This is a genomic window from Streptomyces sp. NPDC047981 (assembly GCF_040653315.1).
Classification (GTDB): Bacteria; Actinomycetota; Actinomycetes; order Streptomycetales; family Streptomycetaceae; genus Streptomyces.
On record NZ_JBEZNQ010000018.1, the window covers coordinates 101,146 to 122,291 of the forward strand.

The 21,146-nt window shown below is 69.0% G+C and carries 25 protein-coding genes, 1 tRNA gene and 1 pseudogene; 21 read left to right on the forward strand and 6 right to left on the reverse strand.

Annotated elements, in window-relative coordinates:
• Positions 1 to 55 precede the first annotated feature (55 nt).
• Positions 56 to 1,147 (reverse strand): alpha/beta hydrolase, encoded by a 1,092-nt coding sequence (locus tag AB0E14_RS13775; RefSeq protein WP_362415935.1) that lies wholly within the window; start codon positions 1,145 to 1,147, stop codon positions 56 to 58.
• 111 nt (positions 1,148 to 1,258) lie between these two features.
• Between AB0E14_RS13775 and AB0E14_RS13780 the strand changes: the two genes are divergently transcribed.
• Positions 1,259 to 1,984 carry a TetR/AcrR family transcriptional regulator gene (locus AB0E14_RS13780; RefSeq protein WP_362415937.1) on the forward strand — a complete coding sequence of 242 codons (726 nt, stop codon included), beginning with the start codon at positions 1,259 to 1,261 and terminating at the stop codon, positions 1,982 to 1,984.
• A 329-nt stretch (positions 1,985 to 2,313) separates the two neighbouring features.
• Here AB0E14_RS13780 and AB0E14_RS13785 read toward each other — a convergent pair whose 3' ends face one another.
• Positions 2,314 to 3,180, reverse strand: a complete 867-nt coding sequence (locus tag AB0E14_RS13785) for a helix-turn-helix domain-containing protein (RefSeq protein ID WP_362415939.1) — start codon at positions 3,178 to 3,180, stop codon at positions 2,314 to 2,316.
• 168 nt (positions 3,181 to 3,348) lie between these two features.
• Between AB0E14_RS13785 and AB0E14_RS13790 the strand changes: the two genes are divergently transcribed.
• Positions 3,349 to 3,498, forward strand: a complete 150-nt coding sequence (locus AB0E14_RS13790; protein ID WP_362415941.1) for a hypothetical protein — start codon at positions 3,349 to 3,351, stop codon at positions 3,496 to 3,498.
• A gap of 84 nt (positions 3,499 to 3,582) precedes the next feature.
• On the opposite strand, the gene AB0E14_RS13795 is transcribed toward AB0E14_RS13790, so the two are convergent.
• Positions 3,583 to 4,260: an ATP-binding protein gene (locus AB0E14_RS13795; RefSeq protein WP_362415943.1), complete on the reverse strand. Its 678-nt coding sequence runs from the start codon at positions 4,258 to 4,260 to the stop codon at positions 3,583 to 3,585.
• Entirely contained in the window at positions 4,257 to 5,012 is a 756-nt protein-coding gene (locus AB0E14_RS13800; protein ID WP_362415945.1) for a GntR family transcriptional regulator, read from the reverse strand. The genes AB0E14_RS13795 and AB0E14_RS13800 overlap by 4 nt, the downstream gene beginning before the upstream one ends.
• Before the next feature lie 445 nt (positions 5,013 to 5,457).
• Between AB0E14_RS13800 and AB0E14_RS13805 the strand changes: the two genes are divergently transcribed.
• The 8 genes and pseudogenes from AB0E14_RS13805 to AB0E14_RS13840 all read left to right on the forward strand — a co-directional run bounded on the left by AB0E14_RS13805 (position 5,458) and on the right by AB0E14_RS13840 (position 11,643).
• Entirely contained in the window at positions 5,458 to 5,724 is a 267-nt protein-coding gene (locus AB0E14_RS13805; RefSeq protein WP_362415947.1) for a DUF6284 family protein, read from the forward strand.
• Positions 5,724 to 6,008 (forward strand): DUF6303 family protein, encoded by a 285-nt coding sequence (locus AB0E14_RS13810; protein WP_362415949.1) that lies wholly within the window; start codon positions 5,724 to 5,726, stop codon positions 6,006 to 6,008. The genes AB0E14_RS13805 and AB0E14_RS13810 overlap by 1 nt, the downstream gene beginning before the upstream one ends.
• Positions 6,005 to 7,015 (forward strand): DUF2637 domain-containing protein, encoded by a 1,011-nt coding sequence (locus tag AB0E14_RS13815; RefSeq protein ID WP_362415951.1) that lies wholly within the window; start codon positions 6,005 to 6,007, stop codon positions 7,013 to 7,015. Before AB0E14_RS13810 ends, AB0E14_RS13815 begins: the two co-directional genes overlap by 4 nt.
• The gene (locus tag AB0E14_RS13820; protein WP_362415953.1) at positions 7,012 to 7,239 is read left to right on the forward strand and encodes a hypothetical protein; all 228 of its coding nucleotides are present in this window, start codon (positions 7,012 to 7,014) and stop codon (positions 7,237 to 7,239) included. The genes AB0E14_RS13815 and AB0E14_RS13820 overlap by 4 nt, the downstream gene beginning before the upstream one ends.
• Positions 7,239 to 7,584: pseudogene (locus AB0E14_RS13825) on the forward strand (RRQRL motif-containing zinc-binding protein). Before AB0E14_RS13820 ends, AB0E14_RS13825 begins: the two are co-directional and overlap by 1 nt.
• On the forward strand, positions 7,581 to 7,871 hold the full coding sequence (locus tag AB0E14_RS13830; RefSeq protein ID WP_362415955.1) for a hypothetical protein: 291 nt from the start codon (positions 7,581 to 7,583) through the stop codon (positions 7,869 to 7,871). Before AB0E14_RS13825 ends, AB0E14_RS13830 begins: the two are co-directional and overlap by 4 nt.
• A gap of 95 nt (positions 7,872 to 7,966) precedes the next feature.
• Positions 7,967 to 9,550 carry a hypothetical protein gene (locus AB0E14_RS13835; RefSeq protein WP_362415957.1) on the forward strand — a complete coding sequence of 528 codons (1,584 nt, stop codon included), beginning with the start codon at positions 7,967 to 7,969 and terminating at the stop codon, positions 9,548 to 9,550.
• A 2-nt stretch (positions 9,551 to 9,552) separates the two neighbouring features.
• Positions 9,553 to 11,643: a hypothetical protein gene (locus AB0E14_RS13840; protein WP_362415959.1), complete on the forward strand. Its 2,091-nt coding sequence runs from the start codon at positions 9,553 to 9,555 to the stop codon at positions 11,641 to 11,643.
• Positions 11,644 to 11,670: 27 nt separating this feature from the next.
• On the opposite strand, the gene AB0E14_RS13845 is transcribed toward AB0E14_RS13840, so the two are convergent.
• A complete protein-coding gene (locus AB0E14_RS13845; RefSeq protein WP_362415961.1) occupies positions 11,671 to 11,922 on the reverse strand; it encodes a hypothetical protein in 252 nt (83 codons plus the stop codon).
• 291 nt (positions 11,923 to 12,213) lie between these two features.
• On the opposite strand from AB0E14_RS13845, the gene AB0E14_RS13850 reads away from it, so the two are divergent.
• The 7 genes from AB0E14_RS13850 (at position 12,214) to AB0E14_RS13880 (ending at position 17,218) form a co-directional block, all read left to right on the forward strand.
• Positions 12,214 to 12,663: a hypothetical protein gene (locus AB0E14_RS13850; protein WP_362415993.1), complete on the forward strand. Its 450-nt coding sequence runs from the start codon at positions 12,214 to 12,216 to the stop codon at positions 12,661 to 12,663.
• A 10-nt stretch (positions 12,664 to 12,673) separates the two neighbouring features.
• Positions 12,674 to 12,952 carry a hypothetical protein gene (locus AB0E14_RS13855; protein WP_362415963.1) on the forward strand — a complete coding sequence of 93 codons (279 nt, stop codon included), beginning with the start codon at positions 12,674 to 12,676 and terminating at the stop codon, positions 12,950 to 12,952.
• Between the two features lie 140 nt (positions 12,953 to 13,092).
• On the forward strand, positions 13,093 to 13,989 hold the full coding sequence (locus tag AB0E14_RS13860; RefSeq protein ID WP_362415965.1) for a bifunctional DNA primase/polymerase: 897 nt from the start codon (positions 13,093 to 13,095) through the stop codon (positions 13,987 to 13,989).
• Positions 13,986 to 14,384: a hypothetical protein gene (locus AB0E14_RS13865; protein WP_362415967.1), complete on the forward strand. Its 399-nt coding sequence runs from the start codon at positions 13,986 to 13,988 to the stop codon at positions 14,382 to 14,384. Before AB0E14_RS13860 ends, AB0E14_RS13865 begins: the two co-directional genes overlap by 4 nt.
• Positions 14,381 to 15,574, forward strand: coding sequence for a DUF3631 domain-containing protein (locus tag AB0E14_RS13870; protein ID WP_362415969.1), 1,194 nt, complete (start codon positions 14,381 to 14,383; stop codon positions 15,572 to 15,574). Before AB0E14_RS13865 ends, AB0E14_RS13870 begins: the two co-directional genes overlap by 4 nt.
• A 253-nt stretch (positions 15,575 to 15,827) precedes the next feature.
• Positions 15,828 to 16,037 (forward strand): helix-turn-helix domain-containing protein, encoded by a 210-nt coding sequence (locus AB0E14_RS13875; RefSeq protein WP_362415995.1) that lies wholly within the window; start codon positions 15,828 to 15,830, stop codon positions 16,035 to 16,037.
• Entirely contained in the window at positions 16,037 to 17,218 is a 1,182-nt protein-coding gene (locus AB0E14_RS13880) for a tyrosine-type recombinase/integrase (RefSeq protein ID WP_362415971.1), read from the forward strand. The genes AB0E14_RS13875 and AB0E14_RS13880 overlap by 1 nt, the downstream gene beginning before the upstream one ends.
• Before the next feature lie 54 nt (positions 17,219 to 17,272).
• Here AB0E14_RS13880 and AB0E14_RS13885 read toward each other — a convergent pair.
• Positions 17,273 to 17,343 (reverse strand) — tRNA-Gly (locus AB0E14_RS13885).
• Positions 17,344 to 17,739: 396 nt separating this feature from the next.
• Here AB0E14_RS13885 and dcd point away from each other — a divergent pair.
• The 4 genes from dcd to AB0E14_RS13905 all read left to right on the forward strand — a co-directional run bounded on the left by dcd (position 17,740) and on the right by AB0E14_RS13905 (position 20,619).
• Entirely contained in the window at positions 17,740 to 18,315 is a 576-nt protein-coding gene (dcd, locus tag AB0E14_RS13890; RefSeq protein ID WP_362415973.1) for a dCTP deaminase, read from the forward strand.
• Between the two features lie 6 nt (positions 18,316 to 18,321).
• Positions 18,322 to 18,831 (forward strand): phosphoribosyltransferase, encoded by a 510-nt coding sequence (locus AB0E14_RS13895; protein WP_362415974.1) that lies wholly within the window; start codon positions 18,322 to 18,324, stop codon positions 18,829 to 18,831.
• Positions 18,832 to 19,021: 190 nt separating this feature from the next.
• Positions 19,022 to 19,720 carry a hypothetical protein gene (locus tag AB0E14_RS13900; protein ID WP_362415975.1) on the forward strand — a complete coding sequence of 233 codons (699 nt, stop codon included), beginning with the start codon at positions 19,022 to 19,024 and terminating at the stop codon, positions 19,718 to 19,720.
• A gap of 647 nt (positions 19,721 to 20,367) precedes the next feature.
• Entirely contained in the window at positions 20,368 to 20,619 is a 252-nt protein-coding gene (locus tag AB0E14_RS13905; RefSeq protein WP_362415977.1) for a hypothetical protein, read from the forward strand.
• Positions 20,620 to 21,146: the final 527 nt, after the last annotated feature.

The following is a 21,146-nucleotide window of genomic DNA, read 5'->3' on the forward strand; positions in this document are numbered from 1 at the left end:
CGGTCGTTCACGGGAGCGATCCTGCTGCCGTTCGGCCGGCTGAGCGACACCCAGGTCATGCCTCTGCCGCGAGAGCCGACTCTCCGGTGACCAACGGACGCACATGGGCCAGGAGCAGCTCCAGGAACCGTTCCGGCCGTCGGAACGCCGCGAAGTGGCTGCAGTCCTCGATCAGCGCGAAAGCCTTCACCGGCGCCTGGACGTCGTCGAAGAACCGGCGGGCGAGCTCCGGCGAGGTGAGGACGTCCTTCTCGCCCTGGAAGAGGAAGAAGGGGAGTTCGAACGTCGTGCCGTCCGCCCAGTCGTCGAACCCGGCGGTGCCCTGAGCGATCTGCTCCGAGAGGGTCATTCCCTGGAGGAAGCGCCCCAGCTCGCGTAGCGAGTGCAGCGGTGAGAACCACAGGGACCCCATGACGATCTTCTTCATCGTCTCCAGGGTCAGGGGGTCGCTGGTGGCCAGCAGCTTGGCGTGCATCGCGCGTTCGCGGGCCGTCCATCGACGCTCATCGGGGTGGAGCGCCTCGACCGCCGCCAGTTCCTTGCGCTTTCCGGCCGCGCGCAGCCGGGCGAGCAGGGCCTGGTGTACGGAGTTGTCGCGACCGGCGTCGTGGATGTTCTGGTCGGTGCCGACATATGCGGAGTAGCGCTCGGGGAACTCGCGGGCGAGCCGCAGGCCGAAGGCACTTCCGTAGGAGTGGCCGAGCAGCGCGACCTTGTCGACGGCCAGGCGGGTGCGGATGTGGTCGGTGACCTCGATCGCGTCCGCGTAGATCCGGTCGAAGGTCATCTCGCCCTGACCTTCAGGACCGCTGCGGCCGAGGGTCTTGAGGGTGCCGCGCATGTCCCAGCGGACGATCGTGAAGTGCTTCTCCCAGGATCTCGTGCGCGGCCCGAAGATCGCGGTCGAGGCTCCGGGGCCGCCGTGCAGTTCCAGGACGACCGGATTGGCCAGGTCCTCGCCGCGGATCGAGATCCACTGCTCGATGCCGCCGATGCGGACGAAGCCCTGCTCGTCGATCCCGTTCCGGGAAGTGATCTTCATCAGGGAGTCGTTGCGTGAACGCTTGAGGGCGCGGTGGCCGAGGACGCCGATCGCGGGCGCGGCAAGGAGGGCAGCTGCGGAGGTGATGGCGATGGTGGCGATCATGACGACTCCCTGGTTCCGGTTCGAGAAAAACTGTATATGACGTAAGCGGTTGGCTATACGCTATAAACAGTTAGGGTGAGGTGTCAACGGATACCGGTGAAGGAGGCGCGGGTGGTCGCGAAGAAGTCCCCGAAGCAGGTCGACGTGAAGGCGAGCTTCGCGTTGCTCTGGGGCGAGCAGGAGCTGCCGAGCAGGGGCCCGAAGCCCTCGCTCACCGCGGGGCGGATCGCGGAGGCGGCCATCGGGATCGCCGACAGGGAGGGCCTGGCCGCGGTCTCGCTGGCGCGGGTCGCCAAGGAGTTCGGCGTCACCGCGATGGCGCTCTACCGGTACGTGCCCGGCAAGACGGAACTCCTCGACCTGATGGTCGACCTCGCGATCGGCCCCCCGGCAGCCGTCGCCGGCGTCCCTGGCGGCTGGCGCCCGCAACTGACCGAGTGGGCCCGGCAGTGCCTGGCGATGTACCGCCGCCACCCGTGGATCCTGGCGGCGACCGGCACGCGCCGCCAGATCATGGGCCCTCATCAACTCGAGTGGCTGGACACCGCCTTGGCCGCGCTGGCCGGAACGGGGCTGTCCGCCCCCCAGCGACATGACACGTTTCTGCTGCTCGTGGGCCACATTCGTCATGTCGCTCAGCAGTACGTCGACCAGGACGAGGCCGCGAGCGAAGAGTGGGCGCAGCTGACGGCCGAGGTCATGGAGCGGCACGAGGAGCGCTTTCCCGCCCTGACGGAGGCGATCGCGGCGGGCGCCTTCGCTCCGCGAGACGGGAGCCCGCTGGACTTCGGTCTGGAGCGGATCCTCGACGGGGTGGCGGCCCTGATCCCCCGGTGAACCGCTGGGGTCTCCGCGCCGACGGCGCCACCCCTGGCCGAGCCCTCGGCCAGGCGTGGCCGTCGCGGTAGGCGTCTCGGCAAACGACGAAGGCCCTGGTCGCTGACCAGGGCCTTCGTTCAAGAGCGGATGACGGGAATCGAACCCGCGCTATAAGCTTGGGAATCTTGAGCCGATCACCAGCCTAGTGCACGGGACCAGCAATTTCAGGCAGAGCCACTCGTCCCGTGGTCCGACCGACGGACCGTCACTGACCGCCGTTTACCGCCCTAGGTGGTGCGCTGGTGGTGCAGGGTGAGCGGGCTGGCCCGCTCCCCAACGGTGTCTCGTCAGAATGGTGGTTCGTCGCCGTACCCTCCTGCGGGCCTGCGTCCGCCTGCGGGCTCGCTCTCGACACTCCATGCGGAAGCTGATTCCGTTGTCCATGGGTCGCTCAGAAGAGGGGCGTTCGTCTCAGCTTGGGTCGCCGGCTCGACTCCCAAGTATCGGTTGACCTCTTCCCGAAGTCGGCTCACGTACTTGGCTACATCCACCTCGTCGTAGCCAGTGTCCCAGGGCTCATCCGCGAACACCCGCGAGAAAGCTCCGGTGTGCGTAAGCACGAAGCTAGCGAGTTCGTTCATGTCCTGCAGAGCCAGCTCTCGAACCCTTGCCAAAAAGGCTTCCACTTGATCGGCAAGGACTATCCGCGTTCTGAGCCCAGACGTGACGATCAAGTCTGCAGGGCCGACTGCAGCTAGAAACGCGACTCCTCGCTCACGACGTGACTGCTGTGCCCAGTCCTGCGGAGGCGACGGCGTGGCGCTTTTGAGCAGGAGCTCGTTGATCGAAGCACTCAAGGTCTTGATAGTTGCTTCGAGGCACTCGATCTGCGCTCGCAGCTCCTCAACCTGCGCAGATAGATCACTCGAAGAAGGCCGCCGCCGCTCTGAACGAGCACGCGCCCATGCCTCATGCCATGGCTTCCACGGCTGGTCGCACCCCATGGTGATGAAGCTCTCGAAGGTGTCCTCACGCGGGCAGGATCTGCCGTTGAACAGACCGGAGATGGTGCCTTCTGACAATTGGCTTCGCTGAGCTACCTGATTCTGCTTGAGCCCGAGTGCCGCGACGAGTGCCTTAGCGGCTGCAGCCAGTTCGGCTACCGAAGAAACTGCGGCTGGGTCCGGCAGCGACGACCTTGCTCCCTGCACCACGCCCCCCTTCATTGGTTCAGATCTTCACCACTCTAAGGTGAAACCCCCCTGCGGGCAGGGGGTTCTTCGGAGCGTCCTGCAACTTGGAAGCTGCCATTCAGAAGTTCACATGAAGTCGCCAGTGCCTGCTGAGATCACCGAAACAACGGCAATCGGCATGGAGGTTCGGTGAACGAGGAGATGAGCTTGCGGGCTCTGGTGTTGCTCATGGTGGGAGCACTTGGTACGGCCGCTGCAATGCACGATGCGGAACTTGGGGCGGCGCTGCTGGTCGGCGCGAGTCTCGTAACCGTGCTGATTCTGATCATGCGCCACTGAACTTGCTCAGGTCTGGCCGTGATGGCGCTGCGGATCGTCCTCACGGCAAACCTGGGTGGAGGCGCGTGGATCTTCGCAGCGGCGTCAGAGGCGAGAGGCGTCAAGGGCTGCGATCACGGTCCCAGGATCACCGTCGTACAACACGTGCGGTTCATCTGCCCGAGGAGGGATGAACCGCGTGCGGTACCGCTGTAGGTCACTCTCGGAGAAGTAGATCGAGTTCGGATCGTTCGCGTGGAACTCGTTGCGCATACTGATCCGCGCCCACAGCTCGGCATGGCTGGCTTCGAGGTAGACGAGCACGGGCGTCGCGCCGGCGTCGGTGGCTATGGCGCGCCACCTAGCCCGATCCTCCGGGGTCCAGAAGCCATGGTCCACGACGACGTCGTGCCCCGCCTTGAGCTGATCCCGAAGATCAGCCGCCACGTCTTCGAGGACCGGCTGCTCAAGCGTCGGGAAGACGCCCCGGGGGAAGTCCACCCCGTAGACACCGTGCCGACGGAACATCTCCTCGTCCGGGCACAGCCGTACGAACCCGCGGGCGGTGAGTGTGCGGGAAAGCGTGGTCTTGCCCGAGCCGGGAAGCCCGGCCATCAGGACACAGAGCGGCGGGTAGGTGGGCATCGGCCTCGACAGTGTCCGGGAGATGGCGGCCACCTCCACTTCGGCTTCGGGCGTGATTGTGCCAGCCCTGCGGGTCGCCAGCAGTGCGCCGAGCCGTTCTTCGAGCGCGTTCGTGAGCGTGTCGTCCGTGACCCTCACGAGACCTCCGATTCGGTGCGCCATGTCCGGCCGGGACCCCCAAGGTCCACGCCGTACTCAACGGTGTTGCCCTCACTGTCTACGAACTTCGCCGTCATGACGACGACAGGTGCCGTGGGCAGGTTGTCGGGGTCCAGTTCGAGGAGCTGCGCGTGCTCCGGTGTCAGCAACGACGCGGACGCGGTGTCGACGCGGTGGCTGATCGGGTGGCCGGTCGCCTCGGCGATGAGCTGGAGCGACGTGCCCCCGGTCAGTCGCTCGCTCTCCGCTAGCTGAGGGATCAGCTTGCCGTACCGGGCGGGGATCCAGGACGTGCTGTGAGCGACGATTCCGTGCCGGTCTCTATATACGCGGCTGCGGCGGACCACCTCGGCGCCGGGCTGGATGTCCAGCGCCTGAGCCACATCAGCGGGAGCGGGCACCACGGCAGCCTGGTGCGAGTCGGACCTCTCGCCGTCCCCCCAACTGGACCCGGTGCGACGCCCCCGGTCCTGCCGCTGAGAACCCGAGGACATGGGCGCCGGCTGGTCGAGAACCTCGGTGCCAATGCCGTGGATGCCTCGAACGAGCCCCTCGTTGCGCAGTTTGCGCAGCGCCTTCTCGGCGGTAGCGGTGCTGACCTTCCACTCCTCCGAGAGGTTCTTGATGCTCGGCAAGAGGGTGCCCGGCTGTAGCTGACCGGACGTAATCAGCTCTGTGTAGTGGGCAGCGATTCTCGCGTAAGGGGCCCGATTGTCGGCCTGGCCTGCCATGTCGCCTGCTCCCTGTCGTCACTTCCCTGGGGTTCCCTAGCTTACCGCTTGACACCGCAGGGAACCCTAGGGAACCTTAGGGATGTACTCGCCGGTCGGTCCAACTGGCCAAAGGGTGCGGGACCTTGGCGTGCCCGACTGGGTGCGTTCTGGGTCAAGGGGCCCGGGACAGAGCGGGCCGAGGGGCCCGGATCCCTGGTCAACCGGAGGGCAAGACCGCAAGGTCACCGTCTCGCAGCCTCAACGGGAGCGCGCTCCCGAAGGCGAGACACGTACGCACAACCTCCGCAGCTCACCGCTGCGGCCGGTTGCCTCCTCCGCCCGTCCGGCTTCGGTCGTACGGGCGGGGTGGTGGGGAGCCGGATGGTTCCAACGGCGAGAGGCCCCGGAGGTGCAACTCCGGGGCCTCGTTTCGGGCCGTTCCTGTCTGAGAGGAACACACCCAATGAAGTCCATCGCTGCACTTCAGGCCGTTGTTACGGCCACCCCGTTCGACGGTGAGCCGTCGGACGCTGAGCTGGACGCGATCGAGCAGGAGATGCCGCTGATCCTGGCGGAGGTCGAACTGCTCGACGCGCGGATCGCGGTCCTGGACCGCACCCCGGTCACGCTCGACGACGCCCGCCGGATCCGCCGGGCTCACCGCCGCGTCCTCGCCGCCCGCACCGCGCTCGCCAACCAGGCCGCCGCGGTGGCTCCGGAGGTGGCGTGATGGCCACGGCGATCACCGCGCACATGACCGGCCGGAACGACCGGTGGCGCATCTACGTGCTCCTGCCCGGACCGGTCGCCGACTGGCCCGAGTACGACCTGGGGCCGGGTGACGTGCCGACCGCCCGGGAGCGTTCACGGGCGCTGAACGCGCTCGGCTACGTGTTCACGGACGGCGCCGAGTGGTCCTGGACGGAGACCACCCTGTGGCCGAACGACCCGGACGCCCGGGCGTACCTGATCGCGTCGATCGAGGTACAGGAAGCGCGGGAGGCGCGGGAATGAACAGTGTTCAGATCCGTTCAGCCGAGCGCGCGCTGTCGGTCGGGACGTGGCTGATCGTGGCCGGCGCGATGCTCTACTCGATCCTCACCGTCACGCCGCTCATGGCGGCCCACACCCCCGACAAGTGGGACTGGACCGCTCCGATCCTCCCCCTCGTGGTCGACGCGGCGGTCGTCATCGTGGTCCGCCTGGACGCGGTCCTCGCCCGTCTGGGCGGGCACGGTGGCCGGTGGCCAATCGTGCTGCGGTGGATGACCGGCTGCATGACCCTGGCGCTGAACGTGGCCGAGTCTGCGCTGAGGAAAGACCTGGTGGGCGTGGCCGTGCACGCGGTCGCGCCGCTCCTGCTGATCGTGACAGCGGAGACCGGACTCGCCTACCGCCGAGCCATCACCGCCGCGCTCGCGGCGCTGGAGGTCGAGCAGAAGGCCGAGCAGGCGGAGCGCGACCGGGAACTCCGGGAACGGCGCGAGGCTGAGGCGCGGCGGGTCCGCGAGGAGCGCGAGCACGCCGAGTCGCTCGCTCGTGAACAGCGCGAGCATGAGGCTCGCCTAGCCCGTGAACAGGCCGAGCGGGAGGAAGCCGCGAGGCGTGCGGAGCGAGCCGAAGAGCAGGAGCGTGAGCGGGCGGAGCAGGTGGCCCGTGAACAGCGTGAGCGCGAGCGTGAACAGCAGGAGCGGGAGCGTGAACGCCTTGAACGCGAGGCCGTTCAGCGCTCTGAGGCTGAGCGTCTGGAGCGCGAAGCTGCCGCCCGGCGGGAGGAGTCGGAGCGCGCGGAGCGGGCGGCTCGTGAACGGGCCGCGCTGCTCGCCGGCGGGCCGGTGAAAGACAAGCTTCCCGAAGACCAGGCCCGCCGGATCATCAACGCCGCGTTCGCGGAGGGAGTGCCGGTGCGGTCGGCTGCGGAGCTGTGCGGCTGGTCGATCGGCTGGGTCTCCACCCGCTACCAGGAACTGCGCGACACCGCCCCCGAGTCTGCTCGTGCTCTGGAAGGAGCCGCGTCGTGAAGCTCTCCCCGAACACCACGCCCGTGGAGCCGATCAACCTCCTGATCCGCTTCCACAATCAGGTCGGCGCCGCCGTCGACGTCACCGGCACCACGGCCTATATGGGCTCGCGCTGGCGCTGCCACGGCTGCGGCGACGACGACGGTTTGCACGGCATCATCTCCACCCGTCGCAGCGCCAACGACCACGCTGGCTTCTGCCGCGCCGCGTACCACCGCCTGTGATGGGCGCCATCCCCACCTACCGGTGGCGGTGCGCCCCCGAGGGGCTGGCGACGTTTCGCCAGCTGCGGGCGATGGGCCTTCGGCCCGGTGGTCAGGACGTTGCCGCTCAGGTCGAACGCTCCCGCCGTCGGCGGGGCCCGTTGGTCGCCTACCTGTACCGGGTCGGACCTGGCCAAGCCCGTCCGCCCCATGACTGCTGGCCGCTGGGCGGCCCTGGAGCGGGCGAACACGGCCCGCCGGATCTGCCCGAACTGCCGCTGCGACGCCGGGTACCGCATCCCGGCCTCGCTCGGCATGTGCGCTCCCTGCGCCTACCCGACACCGTCTGATGGAGGCCGATCATGAGCAACGCCACCGTGCACATCCTGACCCGTCTCACCGGCAGCACCACGGCCGACGTCGTCTCCCTGGACATCGCCAAGGACAGTGCGCTGCGGTTGATCGACTCGACCCGGCAGGTCGCCAAGGACACCCAGATCCACGAGACGGCCGACCGCGACGGGACCCGCGTCTGCGTCTTCTACACCCAGCTCGCGGGCCCGTGGGACGACGTCGACGACACCACCCACGTCGTCAGCATCCCCACCGCCGAACTGCCCCCGCCGCTGCCCGCGCGGCACCGCGCGTTCTGACCTGCAACACCTCGCCCAGCAGGGCCCACACGCACCGCCCTAGGAAGCCTCGCGTGTGGGCCCTGCTGCTTCTCCGTGAAGGAGTGCACACCAGCATGACGGACACCACCCTCGCCCCGGTAGAAGCCACCGAGGCCCCACCCGACACGACACCGACTCACACCCCCGAACCGGCACCCGCCGCCACCCCGGTCGTGGAGCACACGCCGGGTGGGTGGCCGGTCGTGCCGCTCGCGGTGACCGGCGCTAACGCCACCACGACGCTCCTGGCCGCCGCAGCCCTGGTTGGCGGCCCGGCCGCGCTCGCGGTCGCCGCAACCGGCGCCGTCGTCCTCGGCACCGCCGCCGCCACCCGACACCGCCGCGACCCCAAGACCAACCCCAAGACCGGCAACGGCCGTACCGCCCGCAAGAGGAGTGCGTCGGGAGAGGCATCGGCCGGTCGGCGCGGTACGGGTCGAGTACCGACGCAGACCCGCAGCGGGAGCGCCGGCGCCACCAAGGCCGTTGGTCGCGGACGGGGCACCGGATCCCGGGCCACCACTGGATCGACCTCGGCTGGGAGGAAGACGGCCGGGCTGAACCGCACCCGCAAGGCGTTCACGGCCGGTGCGTCCGCGCCGGGTTCGTCCACGGGTTCCCGCAGGTCTGCGGGCCGTGTCGGGCAGGTCAAGGCGCTGCGTGACCAAGCCCGGCAGGCCTCGCCGTCCCGGGCGGAGCGCCGCAACGATGCCAAGGGCGCCCGCCGCTCGGTCGCGGACGCCCGCCGCCAGGCCAAGGCCGCCCAGCGGACCGCCTCGCTCGCGAAGAAGAGCCCGGTCGGCCGGGCGGTGGGCAGGGCCGCCGGCCGGATCAGCAAGGCCCGTGGCGCAGCTATAGAGCGGGCCCGTACCGCGCGGGACCGCCGGGCTGCCGGGCAGGTCGACTCCCAGCGCGACCAGGTCCGCAAGGCCCCCGTCCGGAAGGCGGCCCGGAAGGCTCTGCGCAGGTCGGCGGCCCGCTTCCAGCGCCGCCGCCTGCTCGCGGCCCTGCTCGCCGGGGCGCTGGGCATCGTCGGGATGCTCACGACGCCGCTCGGGCGGAAGCTCGGCATTCCGTGGTTGATGCACCCCGGCCGGCGCCTGTTCGCCCGCCTCACGCGGACCGCCGCTGATCAGCGCGCGGTCCGCGACGAGGAGATCCGGGCCGTCCTGCAGGACGAGGAAGCCACGATCGACGCCCAGGCGGCGGACGACGCGTCGGAGCAGATCAGCGACATGGCGGAGCGGCCCGCCGGCCTCGTTCCCGCCGCACTCAACAGCAGCAACAACAGCAGCAGCAGCGAGGGAGAGAACGTGTCGGGTTTCCGGTTCGAGGAGCACGCGGCGGAGATGGAAGCCGCGGCGAACAGCTACGACCCCGAGAACGCCATGGAGATCCTCGCCATGGTCGAAGGGCTCCCGGCCGCGCTCACGAGCGTGGCGAGGGTGATGCAGATCCTGGCCGAGCGCGCCGACTCCGAGTTCCCGCTGGAGAAGGAAGTCGCGGACGGCTTCAACGACATCTACAACGCCCTCATGAGCGCGGTCACGGTCGCGGAGGACATGGGGCCGCTGTTCCGCTCCGCGCACGAGCAGGACATCGCCCGCCACGAGGACCCCCGCAACGGGTCCGAGGCCGAGAAGGGATGGAACGTCTGACCATGGCATCCAACACCGCCTCTACTGGGCCGGTGTGGGACTGGGCGGCCGGTCACGGACCCGTGACCGGCGCCCTGTCCGCCACCACCGGAGCCCTCGCCATCGCCACCACCGGCGCCGCCACCGGCATGCCCCCCGGCTGGGCCCTCGCCGTCGGCGCCGCCGGCGCGATCGGCCACACGATCACCAGCCTCCGCGACCGCCTCTCCGCCCGCACCGTCACCATGCGCGCCGCGTCGTGGCTGGTCGGCGCGGGATGGACCACCTGGGCCATGGCTTCCGGTCCTCTCACCTGGGCCGCGCTCGGCTCCCTGGCCACCCTCGGCGTCGGCCTGGGAGCCGCCGCCCGCTCGACGCTCCTGTACGAGGAGGCGCGGGAGTTGGAGGCCATCGCGCAGGCCGAACGCCAGGTCGCGGCGGAGCTCTCCGCCGAGCGGCGCGCGATCGCCGCGGAGTGGGTGGACCGGATCCAGCGCGTCTGCAACATCACCGTCCGCGTCCTCGCGGTGGAGATGTGGCCGACCGGCACCGGGTTCACGATCGACGCCGAACTCCCGCCCGGCGGTGCCACCTACGACCGCATCGCCCAGTACGCCGCGCAACTGGGCTCCGACGCCCGCCTGCCGCACGGCTGCACCGCCAACGCGTCACGCGGCATCAACCAGGGGCGGGTCCTGATCGACGTCACCACCCTCAACGTCCTCGCCGAGGAGATCACCTACCCCACCGACTACACCCCCCTGTCGATCTACACCGGGATCCCCTGGGGATACCGGACGAACGCGGAGGAGATCTGCGTCTACCTGCGCGAGCAGTGTGCGCTGGTGGTGGGGCCGACAGGGTCGGGCAAGACGAACATGGTCCACGTCATCCTCGCCGGGTTCGCCCGCACCACCGATGTCCTGACCTGGGTCATCGACCTCAACGCCGGATCCGCCGGCCTGCCCTGGGTCCGCCCGGCGCTCGACGCCGAGGGCCGGTTCATCGACGGCCTCACGCCGGGCGTGGACTGGCTCGCAGCCTCCTACGAGGAAGCACTGCTCATGCTCGACACGGCGCTCGCCATCGGGCATCACCGCAAGGTCGCCTACCAGGATCTCCTGGCCGAGCGGAACACCGACCAACTTCCCGTCAGTCCGTCGATTCCCCAGATCATGCTGGTCATCGACGAGGGCGCCGAGATCCTCATTAGCAACGACCGGCGCATCAAGGAACTCGCCAAGAAGATCATGGAGATCATCCGGATGATGCGCGCCATGGGCATCCGGACCGTCCTCACCGCTCTGGGCGCGACCGGGTCCGTGCTGGGGAACCTGATGATCCGCCGCGAGGCCAAGGCCCGCGTCTGCCTGACCGGCGGCGAGATCGAGGGCATGGACCTGTCCAAGGTCTTCCCCGGCTCGCGTGGCCTGCGGGTCGACCAGGCCCCCTACAAGGGCGCCGGGTTCATGGGCACCCCCGAGTCTCCTGCCGCGCTGTTCAAGAACTGGCGGATCCTGCCCAACCAGATCCGCAACATCGTCGCCGCCACCAGCACCATGCACCCCGCCCTCGACGACACCTCCCGCCACGCGGCAGGCGCCGCCTACACCGAGCGGTGGGACCCCGACCGCACCGCATGGATGCGCACCCACAGCGCTGTGGACAACCGGCAGGAGCCGACCGGCAAGCAGGAGGGAGGCCTGAACCTGTCCGCGCTCCGCACCGACAAGTCGGCCGCACCGGAGTCCGAGGCGGACGCGCTCGCGCGGCGGTTCCGCGAGCAGATCGACGCCCAGTTCGCCACCACCCCCGACCCGGACGCCGAACCGGAGAACGAGCGGCCGGCAGGGCTGAACCTCTCCGCGCTCCGCGACGAGGACAACGCCGCCCGCAACGCGGCCCTCGCGGCGCTCCTCGCCGCCGGACCCGAAGGCACCGGGGCGTCCGCGATCGCGCGGGCCCTTGTCGACGAGTACGGCACGTCCCGGCAGACGGTGGTCGGGTGGCTCAGGACGTGGACCGAGGATGGCACCGCCGTCCGCGTCGGCACCGGAACGAAGGCCCGCTACGTCCACCACCGCCACGCACCCGGCAACCCCGCCGAGGACTGAGCTTCGGCCAGACCGACCGTGCGGCGGCTACTCCCAGCCCATGTCGCGGGCGACCATCTCCCGGGCCCGTTGCAGGTCGCTCTGCGTGGTGCCGAGAGCCCACTCGTCCAGCCGCGCCAGGAGGTCGGTCAGTGCCTGCTTCTCCGCCCGGTGGTTCACGGGGAGCTGGTCGAAGTCCAGCTCCATCAGCCAGTGGAAGAGCACGACCACGTCGGGCATCCAGAGGCTGAATTCGGCATGAGAGTCAAGGTCCAGGCGGCCGGTCGCGTCGTCGGTCATGCCTCGACGATACGTCCGGATGCACCGCCCAACCGCCGCCCGCTTGTCGCTTGTCGCCCGCACCCGCGAGAAGGGGTCTGGGTGGCTTGCTGAGGGCCGGAGACGGCTTGTGACCTGCAAGGCGACAAGCGACAAGACAAGCGCGCGACAAGACAAGCGACAAGCCGCACGACAAGCAGAGCACCGGCCGACACCCCTACCGCGGGTGCCGGCCGCCGTCGTTGAAGGGACCCCGTTGTGCACTACGAGACCCCGTACGAGAGCCCCGCCCCCACCCGCTACGGCGACCCGCTGTACCGACCCGCCGTTGCTCCCCAGCCGGTGATCCTCCCGGCGGAGATCCCGCCCGGCGTCGACTGGGTCACCCTCCCCAACGGCGTCCGCACCCTCGCCTACACCCAACCCCCGGCACCCGCCGCCCAGTCGATCCCTGCCGCGCAGACGGTCCCCGCGTGGGCCAAGACCACCGCCCTGCTCGCCCCCACCGTCGGCGCCGGGGTCGCCGCCGCCGGAATCGGACTCTCCTACGCAGTCCCGGGACTCATCGCCATGAGCCAAGCCCTCTGGTCCGCCGCCGCCCTCCTCGTCGCCGCCGTCATCGCCATCCCGCTCCTCCTGCGGACCGGCCGCCGCGCCGTCGGCAGCAGCGGAAGCGGGGGCCGGACGACGACGCACATCACGCAGAACATCACCGCCACCGGCCTCTTCGGCCGCGCCAACGGCACCATCAACCACCACTAGGGAGACACCCATGGCGCGTCTACGTCTCCGCCAGATCACCTGGCCCCGCCGGGCCCTGGTACTCGGCGACACCCCCCGCCCCGACTGCTCCGACTGCGGCGGCGAGGGCGGCCACAACGCCGACTACGGCGACCACACCGGCGAGTACGCCGGGACCGAGTGGGAGCCCTGCCGCTGCTGGGACGAGGACCACTACTGGATCCTCCTCCCGCTTCCCACCCTCCCGCGCCGCCAGCAGCCCCATGTCGACCCTTGGGGCAACGCCTACCGCGACGAACCGCCCTTCTAGCAATGCCAAGAGCGGCCCCCACTCACGCCAATGACCGGGGCCGCCCTTGTCCACCAGCCATGAACAGACCTGTGGAGGTCTTCCAGCATGACTCATCCGATCCCCATCCGACGAGACGGCGCCGTACGGGAGGTGGCGGCATGAACGACCACCTCCTGTTCGCCGCTCTCACGGCCGCTGAGCGCGGCTGGCACGTCTTCCCGCTCCGTCCCGGTGACAAGCGGCCCGCGCTCCACGGCGAGGACGCCTGCCCCCGGATCCGGGACTGTGCCGGCGGGCACCGCAAGTGGGAGGAGCGGGCCACCATGGACCCCGACCGGATCCGGCGTGCTTGGGCCGACCGGCCGTTCAACGTCGGCATCGCCACAGGCCCCTCCCGGCTCCTCGTCGTGGACCTCGACAAGCCCAAGCGGAAGGGCAGTGCGGACGCGCCTGACGGCGCGACAACCTTCAGGGCGCTCTGCGAGCGCGCCGGGCAGGCCGTCCCCGACACCTGCCGGGTGCGGACCGCGAGCGGTGGACAGCACCTGTACTTCACCGCCCCGTACGGCGCACGGCTGATCAACAGTGCGGGGCGTCTCGGGCAACTGATCGACACCCGGGCATGGGGCGGCTACGTCGTCGCCCCCGGAAGTCTCACCCCGGCCGGCGCCTACACCGTCCTCGACGACCGAGCCCCGGTCGAACTCCCCGACTGGCTGCACGCCCTGCTCGTTCCGCGCCGGGTATCGGCGCCGTCGCGGACCGCCGTTGCCGACCGGAGCGTGCGGGCGGCCCGATACGCGCTGCGAGCGCTGGACCTGGAGACCACGAGCGTGCAGAACGCGCTCCAGGGCGAGCGGAACTCCACGCTGCTCTCCGCGGCGCGAGCCTTGGGGCGGTTCATCGCGTGGGGCGACCTCCCCAGGAACGTGGTGGAGGAGGCTCTTCAAGGGGCGGGCGAGGCGGCCGGCCTCTCGACGCGGGCCTGTGCGGCGACCATTCGCAGCGGTCTGAACTGGTCCATCGCCCACAACCCGCAGCGGAGGGCGGCATGACCACCCCACCGCCTCCCCCCTTGAAGAGCCACACCCCAGCCTCGGACGGTCCCAGCGTCGCCGAACAGCCCCGGCACCTGCGGGCCGTGGGCGCCCCGAGGGGCGTCGCCGAAGGCGTCTCTTCTGCCCTTCTCCCGAACCCGAGCGACCCGACACCGGAGCAGCCCGGAATCCGCATCTACGCGGCGCCGGTCTACCGCTCGCACTACGACGGCGCCCGCTGGTCCACCCGCACCGACGGCACCCCCACCGCCGCCTACGCCTGCTCCTGCGGGCAGACCGGCTACGCCACCGGCCTGAGCACGGTGGCGGCCCTGGTCGCCGAGTACACCGCCCACAAGACCGCCTGCACTGGGACCCCGGTCCCGTTCCTCGAAGGGAGGGATGCCGCGTGAGCGTGCAGCCCATCGACGGCGCCGCCCTGCTCGCCGAAGTCGAACGCTTCCACCGCCGGTTCAACGTCTTCCCCCGCGAGGCCGCCTACGTCGCCGTCGCCCTCTGGGACGCCCACGCCCACCTCCTCGACGCGTTCGACTCCACACCGCGGCTGGCGTTCCTCTCCCCGGAACCCGGATCCGGCAAGTCCCGCGCGCTGGAGGTCGTGGAGACGCTCGTGCCGCGTCCGATGCTGGCGGTGAACGCGCGGGCCGCCGCGCTGTTCCGGTCCGTCTCCGACCCTGCCGGACGGCCGACGATCCTGTTCGACGAGATCGACACCGTCTTCGGCCCCAAGGCCGGAGACAACGAGGAACTCCGCGGCTTCCTCAACGCCGGTCACCGCCGCTCCGGGGTCACCTACCGGTGCATCGGCGACGGCGGCAACCAGACCGTGGTGGAGTTCCCGTCCTACACCGCCGTCGCCGTCGCAGGGCTCGGCTACCTGCCCGACACCATCACCACCCGCTCCGTCATCATCCGCATGCGCCGCCGCGCCAGGAACGAGAAGGTCGAGCCGTTCCGGGCACGGCTGCACGAGGCAGAGGGCAACAAGCTCCGCGACCGGCTCGCCCAGTGGGCCGACCAGGTCCGCGAGGACGTCGCCGGACGCTGGCCCGAGATGCCCGAAGGCGTCACCGACCGCCCCGCCGACGTCTGGGAACCGCTGATCGCGGTCGCCGACGCCGCCGGCGGCACCTGGCCCGCGCGGGCCCGCGCCGCATGCGTCGAGCTGGTCAACGCCTCACGGGCCGACGACAAGGGCAGCATCGGCGTTCGGCTGCTGACCGACCTGCGGGACCACGTCATGGCGGGCATCGACCGGATGCCCACCGTCGCCGTCCTGGACCGGCTGTGCGCGCTGGACGAGGCGCCGTGGGCGGACATGAGCGGCCGGCCGCTCGACTCCCGGATGCTCGCCAAGATGCTGGCCGAGTACATGACCAGCGACTACAAGCCGATCAAGGCCCGGAACATCAAGACCGCCGGGAGCGTGCTGAAGGGCTACTACGCGCTCGATCTCCAGGACGCCTGGGACCGGTACTGCCCCCCACCCCCCTCCAGGGCCGCTACTTCCGCTACCTCCGCTACCTCGCAGGTCAACGGCCTGGAATCGGTAGCGGAAGGGCTCTTCCCGTCCGCTACCTGAGCGCTACCCCGCTACCGGCCCCACGCCCCGAAAGCCGGGGCCGGTAGCGGCAAACATCCGCTACCGCTACCCCATCCGCTACCTCCGATCATGCCCCTGACCAGGGCGGTAGCGGAGGTAGCGGAGGTAGCGGACCTGACAGGAAGGGGCCGAAGAGGCCCCGGGATCCCACAAGGAGTCATGTCTGATGAGCAACCTCGCTCACGTCGGGCGCAGGCTCGCGGCCGTTCCTGCCCCGGCCGCCCCGGCACCGCTGGAGGAGAGGTACCTGTCCGTCCCCGAGTTCGCCGCGATGCTCGGCACAACGGAGCGATTCCCGCGCCGTCTCGTGGCCGAACGACGCATTCGGTACGTGAAGCTCGGAACCCACGTGCGCTTCCCGCTCAGCGTCGTCCGTGAGTTCATCGCTGCCAACACTGTTGAGCCGGTCCAGCCGCGTCGTCGCCTGAGGAGGGCCGCCTGATGGGCGCCAAGCGCAAGTCGAAGATGACGATGCGTCGCTTCGGCGCCGTCAGGCAGTACCGCTCGGGCCGATGGACCGCGTCGTACATCGACCCGACCGGACTGCGCCGACGCTCGGACGAGACCTTCGAGACCAAGACCGATGCCGAAATCTGGCTCTCGCAGGTCGAGGCGGACATCACGCGCAAGAGCTGGCGTGACCCGGATGCGGGAGCGGTCAACTTCGAGGAGTACGCGACGAAGTGGGTCGCCGAACGTGGAGTCGCCCCGCTGACCGAAGAGCTGTACGTCAGGCTGCTCCGACTGCACATCCTGCCCACGCTCGGAGGGTGGGACTTGGACGAGATTACGCCTCCGCGCGTCCGCGAGTGGAGGACGGAGCGGCTGGACACGACGGGGGCCGCCACCACGGTGGCCAAGTCGTACCGGCTGATCAAGTCCATCCTCGAAACGGCCGTGGACGACGAGTTGATCCGGCGGAACCCCTGCCGGATCAGGGGCGCTGGCAAGGAGACGTCTGCGTCCGGCCAGGTCGCCACCGTGCAACAGGTCGACGCGCTCGCCGAAGCGATCGGCATTCGGTGGCGCCTCATGGTCTACCTGGGGGCGTACGGACCCATGCGGCCCGAGGAGCAGGCGGAGCTCCGCCGTAAGGACGTCGACGTGGACAACGTGACGATCACCGTGCGAAGGGCCGCCCCGGAGTTGGCCACCGGCAAGCGGGTCGAGGGGCCGACCAAGAGCGAGGCGGGGAAGCGGGTGGTGGTCCTGCCCGAGTTCCTGCGGCTCGACCTCCAGCGGCACCTCGACTGGTACGCGGAGAAGGGGCCTGAGGGGCTGCTCTTCGTGGGGGAGAAGAAGGCCCCGTTCCGTCGCTCCACCTTCGGGCGCAAGTGGCGGAAGGCAAGGGCCAAGGTCGGGATGCCGGACAACTTCCGGTTCTACGATCTGCGCCATACCGGGCACACGCTCTCCACGCGCTCCGGGGCGACGCTGAAGGACACCATGGTGCGAGCCGGGCAGTCCACCGAGAAGGCCGCGCTGATCTACCAGCACTCCGACCACGAGCGCCAGAAGGTGGTGGCCGGCGGGCTCGACCAGATGGTGCGGGCGGCCCGAGAGAAGGCCCGTGAGCAGCAGAAAAAGGGGCCAGGTGGTGCGCAGGTGGTGCGCGACGTCTAGACAGGTCTAGACAACGACGAAGGCCCTGGTCGCTGACCAGGGCCTTCGTTCAAGAGCGGATGACGGGAATCGAACCCGCGCTATAAGCTTGGGAAGCTCATGTTCTACCATTAAACTACATCCGCCTTGCGGGCTGTTGATCGGCTCCGCAGACTCGGACACTGTACCCCATCGTGAAGTCGCGGCGTACCTCGCTGTGACGGAGTGCCGCGTGGAGTGGTGTCCCGTTCATCCCCTAATGTGGCTGTCTCGTCCACCACTTGTCGGGGAAGGGACTTGATGGGTTCGATGGAGCGCACCGTCGTCCGCTGTGCCGAAGGGCATGTGTTCAGTACCGCTTCGTTCCCGTTGCAGCAGCTCGGGGCCGGGCGGATCGGGCCAGGGCGGCTCGTACGGTGTCCACGGTGTGCGCGGCTGCGGCACGCGGTGCCGGTGGAGCACGAGCAGCGCTGATGACCGGACGGGCGCGGACGAGTCTTCCCGATTGGGGCAGGTCCGCGCCCTCTGCGTATCGTGGGGGCGTGCTTCTCTCAGACAAGGACATCCGGGCCGAGATCGACGCCGGGCGGGTCCGCATCGACCCGTACGACGAATCCATGGTGCAGCCCTCGAGCATCGACGTGAGGCTTGACCGCTTCTTCCGGGTGTTCGAGAACCACCGCTACCCCCACATCGACCCCGCCATCGAGCAGCTCGACCTGACCCGTGAGGTCGAGCCCGAGGGCGACGAGGCGTTCATCCTGCACCCCGGTGAGTTCGTGCTCGCCTCGACCTACGAGGTCATCACGCTGCCGGACGACATCGCCTCCCGGCTGGAGGGGAAGAGCTCCCTCGGGCGGCTCGGGCTCGTCACCCACTCCACCGCCGGGTTCATCGACCCCGGCTTCTCCGGGCACGTGACCCTGGAGCTGTCGAACCTCGCCACCCTGCCGATCAAGCTCTGGCCGGGGATGAAGATCGGCCAGCTCTGCATGTTCCGGCTGAGCTCGCCCGCCGAGTTCCCGTACGGCAGCGAGCGGTACGGCTCCCGGTACCAGGGCCAGCGCGGGCCGACGGCCTCCCGCTCCTATCAGAACTTCCATCGGACGCAGGTGTGAGCAGCTATGAGTGACGTACGGGAGAACCTCACCTACGAGGGCTTCGGGCGCGCGATCCGCGAGCTCGCGCAGACCATCGCCGACGACGGCTACGAGCCCGACATCGTGCTCTCCATCGCCCGCGGCGGCGTCTTCGTCGCCGGCGGTCTGGCCTACGCCCTCGACTGCAAGAACATCCACCTCGTCAACGTGGAGTTCTACACCGGGGTCGGGACCACGCTCGAGATGCCCGTCATGCTCGCGCCCGTCCCCAACGCGATCGACTTCTCCGACAAGAAGGTCCTGATCGCCGACGACGTCGCCGACACCGGCAAGACCCTCAAGCTCGTCCACGACTTCTGCGTCGACCACGTCGCCGAGGTCCGCTCCGCCGTGATCTACGAGAAGTCCCACTCCCTCGTGAAGTGCGAGTACGTGTGGAAGAAGACCGACGAGTGGATCAACTTCCCGTGGAGTGTCTTGCCTCCAGTAAGTAGGTCGGGCGAGGCCCCGAAGGAGAACAAGGAAGCCCTCTGACCCCGTTGCTCCAGATAGTTGAGATGGCCCCTCGGACGTCCGGCCGAGGGGCTTCGTGATGTGCCGGTCTCCGTCGGCGGAGCTTGCCACCCCTCTGCCGGTCGTCCTGCCACCCGCCTGCCGGTCCCTGCCGGTCCAATTTCGTGTTAGAGTTCGGGTGGCTTGAGCGAGAGGTGTGAGGGGAGGAAGCATGGTGGCCACGACGATGGAGGATCTTCCCGACTGGAGGGACGCGAACGGTGGCGGATTGGTGCGTGGCGCGCTGTGGCTGATGCAGGAAGTAGGCCCGGGAAATACCTTCACCAAGAACCAGCTTCGGGCGGCGTTCCCCGACACATCGCAGATCGATCGGCGTATCCGGGATCTTCGTGACTATGGGTGGGTTATCGACACCAGTCGTGAAGATCCCAGCCTTGACCAGGCAGAACAGCGGTTCGTGAAGCCGGGTGTCAAAGTCTGGGATCCGGTGGAGCGAAAGAAGAGGGCGCGGACTCCCGTCGGCGCTGCGACCCGTCAGGCCATGTCGCGGCTCGCCGGTTTCGTGTGCGAGCTGTGCGGCCAGTCCGTCCCCGGCCTGCCTTCCGGTTCTGGCCTGGAGCCGCACGGGGGCGGGGGTGAGGCGGAGGACCTGATGGTTCTGTGCAGCGCCTGCAATGCTGCCCTGACAAGGTCGGGCGGGGTCTCTGGCCTGGCGGCTCAGGCATCTAGGTTGCCGATGCGCGAGCGAACCCGCCTACTGGCGTGGATCACGATGGGTGAGCGTCCGCGCACGACCATCGAGGATATCTGGGCTCAGTACCAGCAGCTTTCCGCTAGTGACCAGCAGCAACTTGCTCGCCATCTCGCGCGCCTGCTCAACGAAGACGCACAGGCGGAGGACGCCCCCTGACGTAAAGCGAATGAGTGTTCGAGTTGGCTGGTGTGCGCCCAGGGTCGCCAAGGGCGGACGCTAGTATGACAACCACCTCACCTGAACCTTCCTGAACTCGTCGTCGAGGGTCGCGAGTTCACCTGCCTGCGGGGTCAACCATTGGCACCGCACGATGGTGAAGGGAGGTGGTGCGATGAGCTCCGACCCGAAGGAGGAGCCCCGATGGTCCGGTCCTGAAAAGTGGCAGGCAGTGATCGGGGTGCTGAGTCTTCTGGTTGCGCTCGCCGCGCTTGCGGGACAGTTCGCTCAGGGCTCCTGAGTCGAGCCGCTCCGTGCGAGAAGGGTCGGACCGAGGTCGTGCGCGTTGCTCAAGCAGCGAGCCCGGCCGCATGCTAGTCGACCGGGCTCGTAAGGGCTCAGCTCTGGTTGCCGCCGGAGCTGGGCCCTCTTGCTTGTATACCCACCCAGCAGGCAACCTTTCCGGCTCACGCGGGAAAGCGGGTTGGATGGACTACCGCCAATCTCTCACGCTGCCGGCAACGCTTTCAAGCTCGGGCTTGAAGAGCTGGTACGGCATGCGGGACGCCTAAGAGCCCAGTCGCACGTGTTGCCGATGTGCACCAAACCACCCGTGCATCGCGATGATCAGTCTTAAGGTGTCGCGCATGAATGATGACGTTGAGGCGGGATTCCCCGTCCAGTACTCAGGCGGTCCAGCTGACGGCAAGCTCGACGTGGTGCCTGCGACAGATGTCGCCCTCCAGGTCGGTGACGGCGGCGATGCCGTGTTCTACCGGTACTCCGATGAACGGACTGTGGACAAGAACGGCCGTGAGGTCCTCGTGTACATCTTCGTCGGACCCCAACGTCCGACCGATCTTCGCGTGATCGCCGGTGGCGAGCAGGTTCAGCCGTAGACCGTTAGGTGGTCAGTAGGGAGCCTGCCGCGCTCGTCGATTTCGGCTGAAAGCCTAGGCCACGACTCGCCCTGGCTCCCATCCCGTCTGCCGTCGACCCACACACCGTGGAGCGGGCGCGGGTCCTGGCGTCCAGGTGGAGCGCGCCACTGTACGAACGACCTGGACGCCAGGACCCGTGTCTGCTCGGCTCTGCCTGGGTTGATGGCAGGCGGGATGGGAGCCCCTCCACCTCCACCACGACGCTTCCAGCAGTCGCCCACGGTCCCCCGCATCCCGGAGCCTGAGCGCCCCCGCCGGAGGCATCTCCCTGCCCCGCACTCGTGCACTCGGCCTGATCACCCCGTCGTTTACCGCCCATCAACCCGAGCCGTCAGGCGCGCGGACGGCGGCCGGGCTGGAGCGGGGCGGCAGACAGGAGCGCAGGCCGTTATCTGGTCCTTCATGTCCTTCGACTACATCTTCATCCTCACCGGCGGTGGTCCTGGCGGCGCGAGCGACATGCTCAGCACCGTGCTGTACCGGGA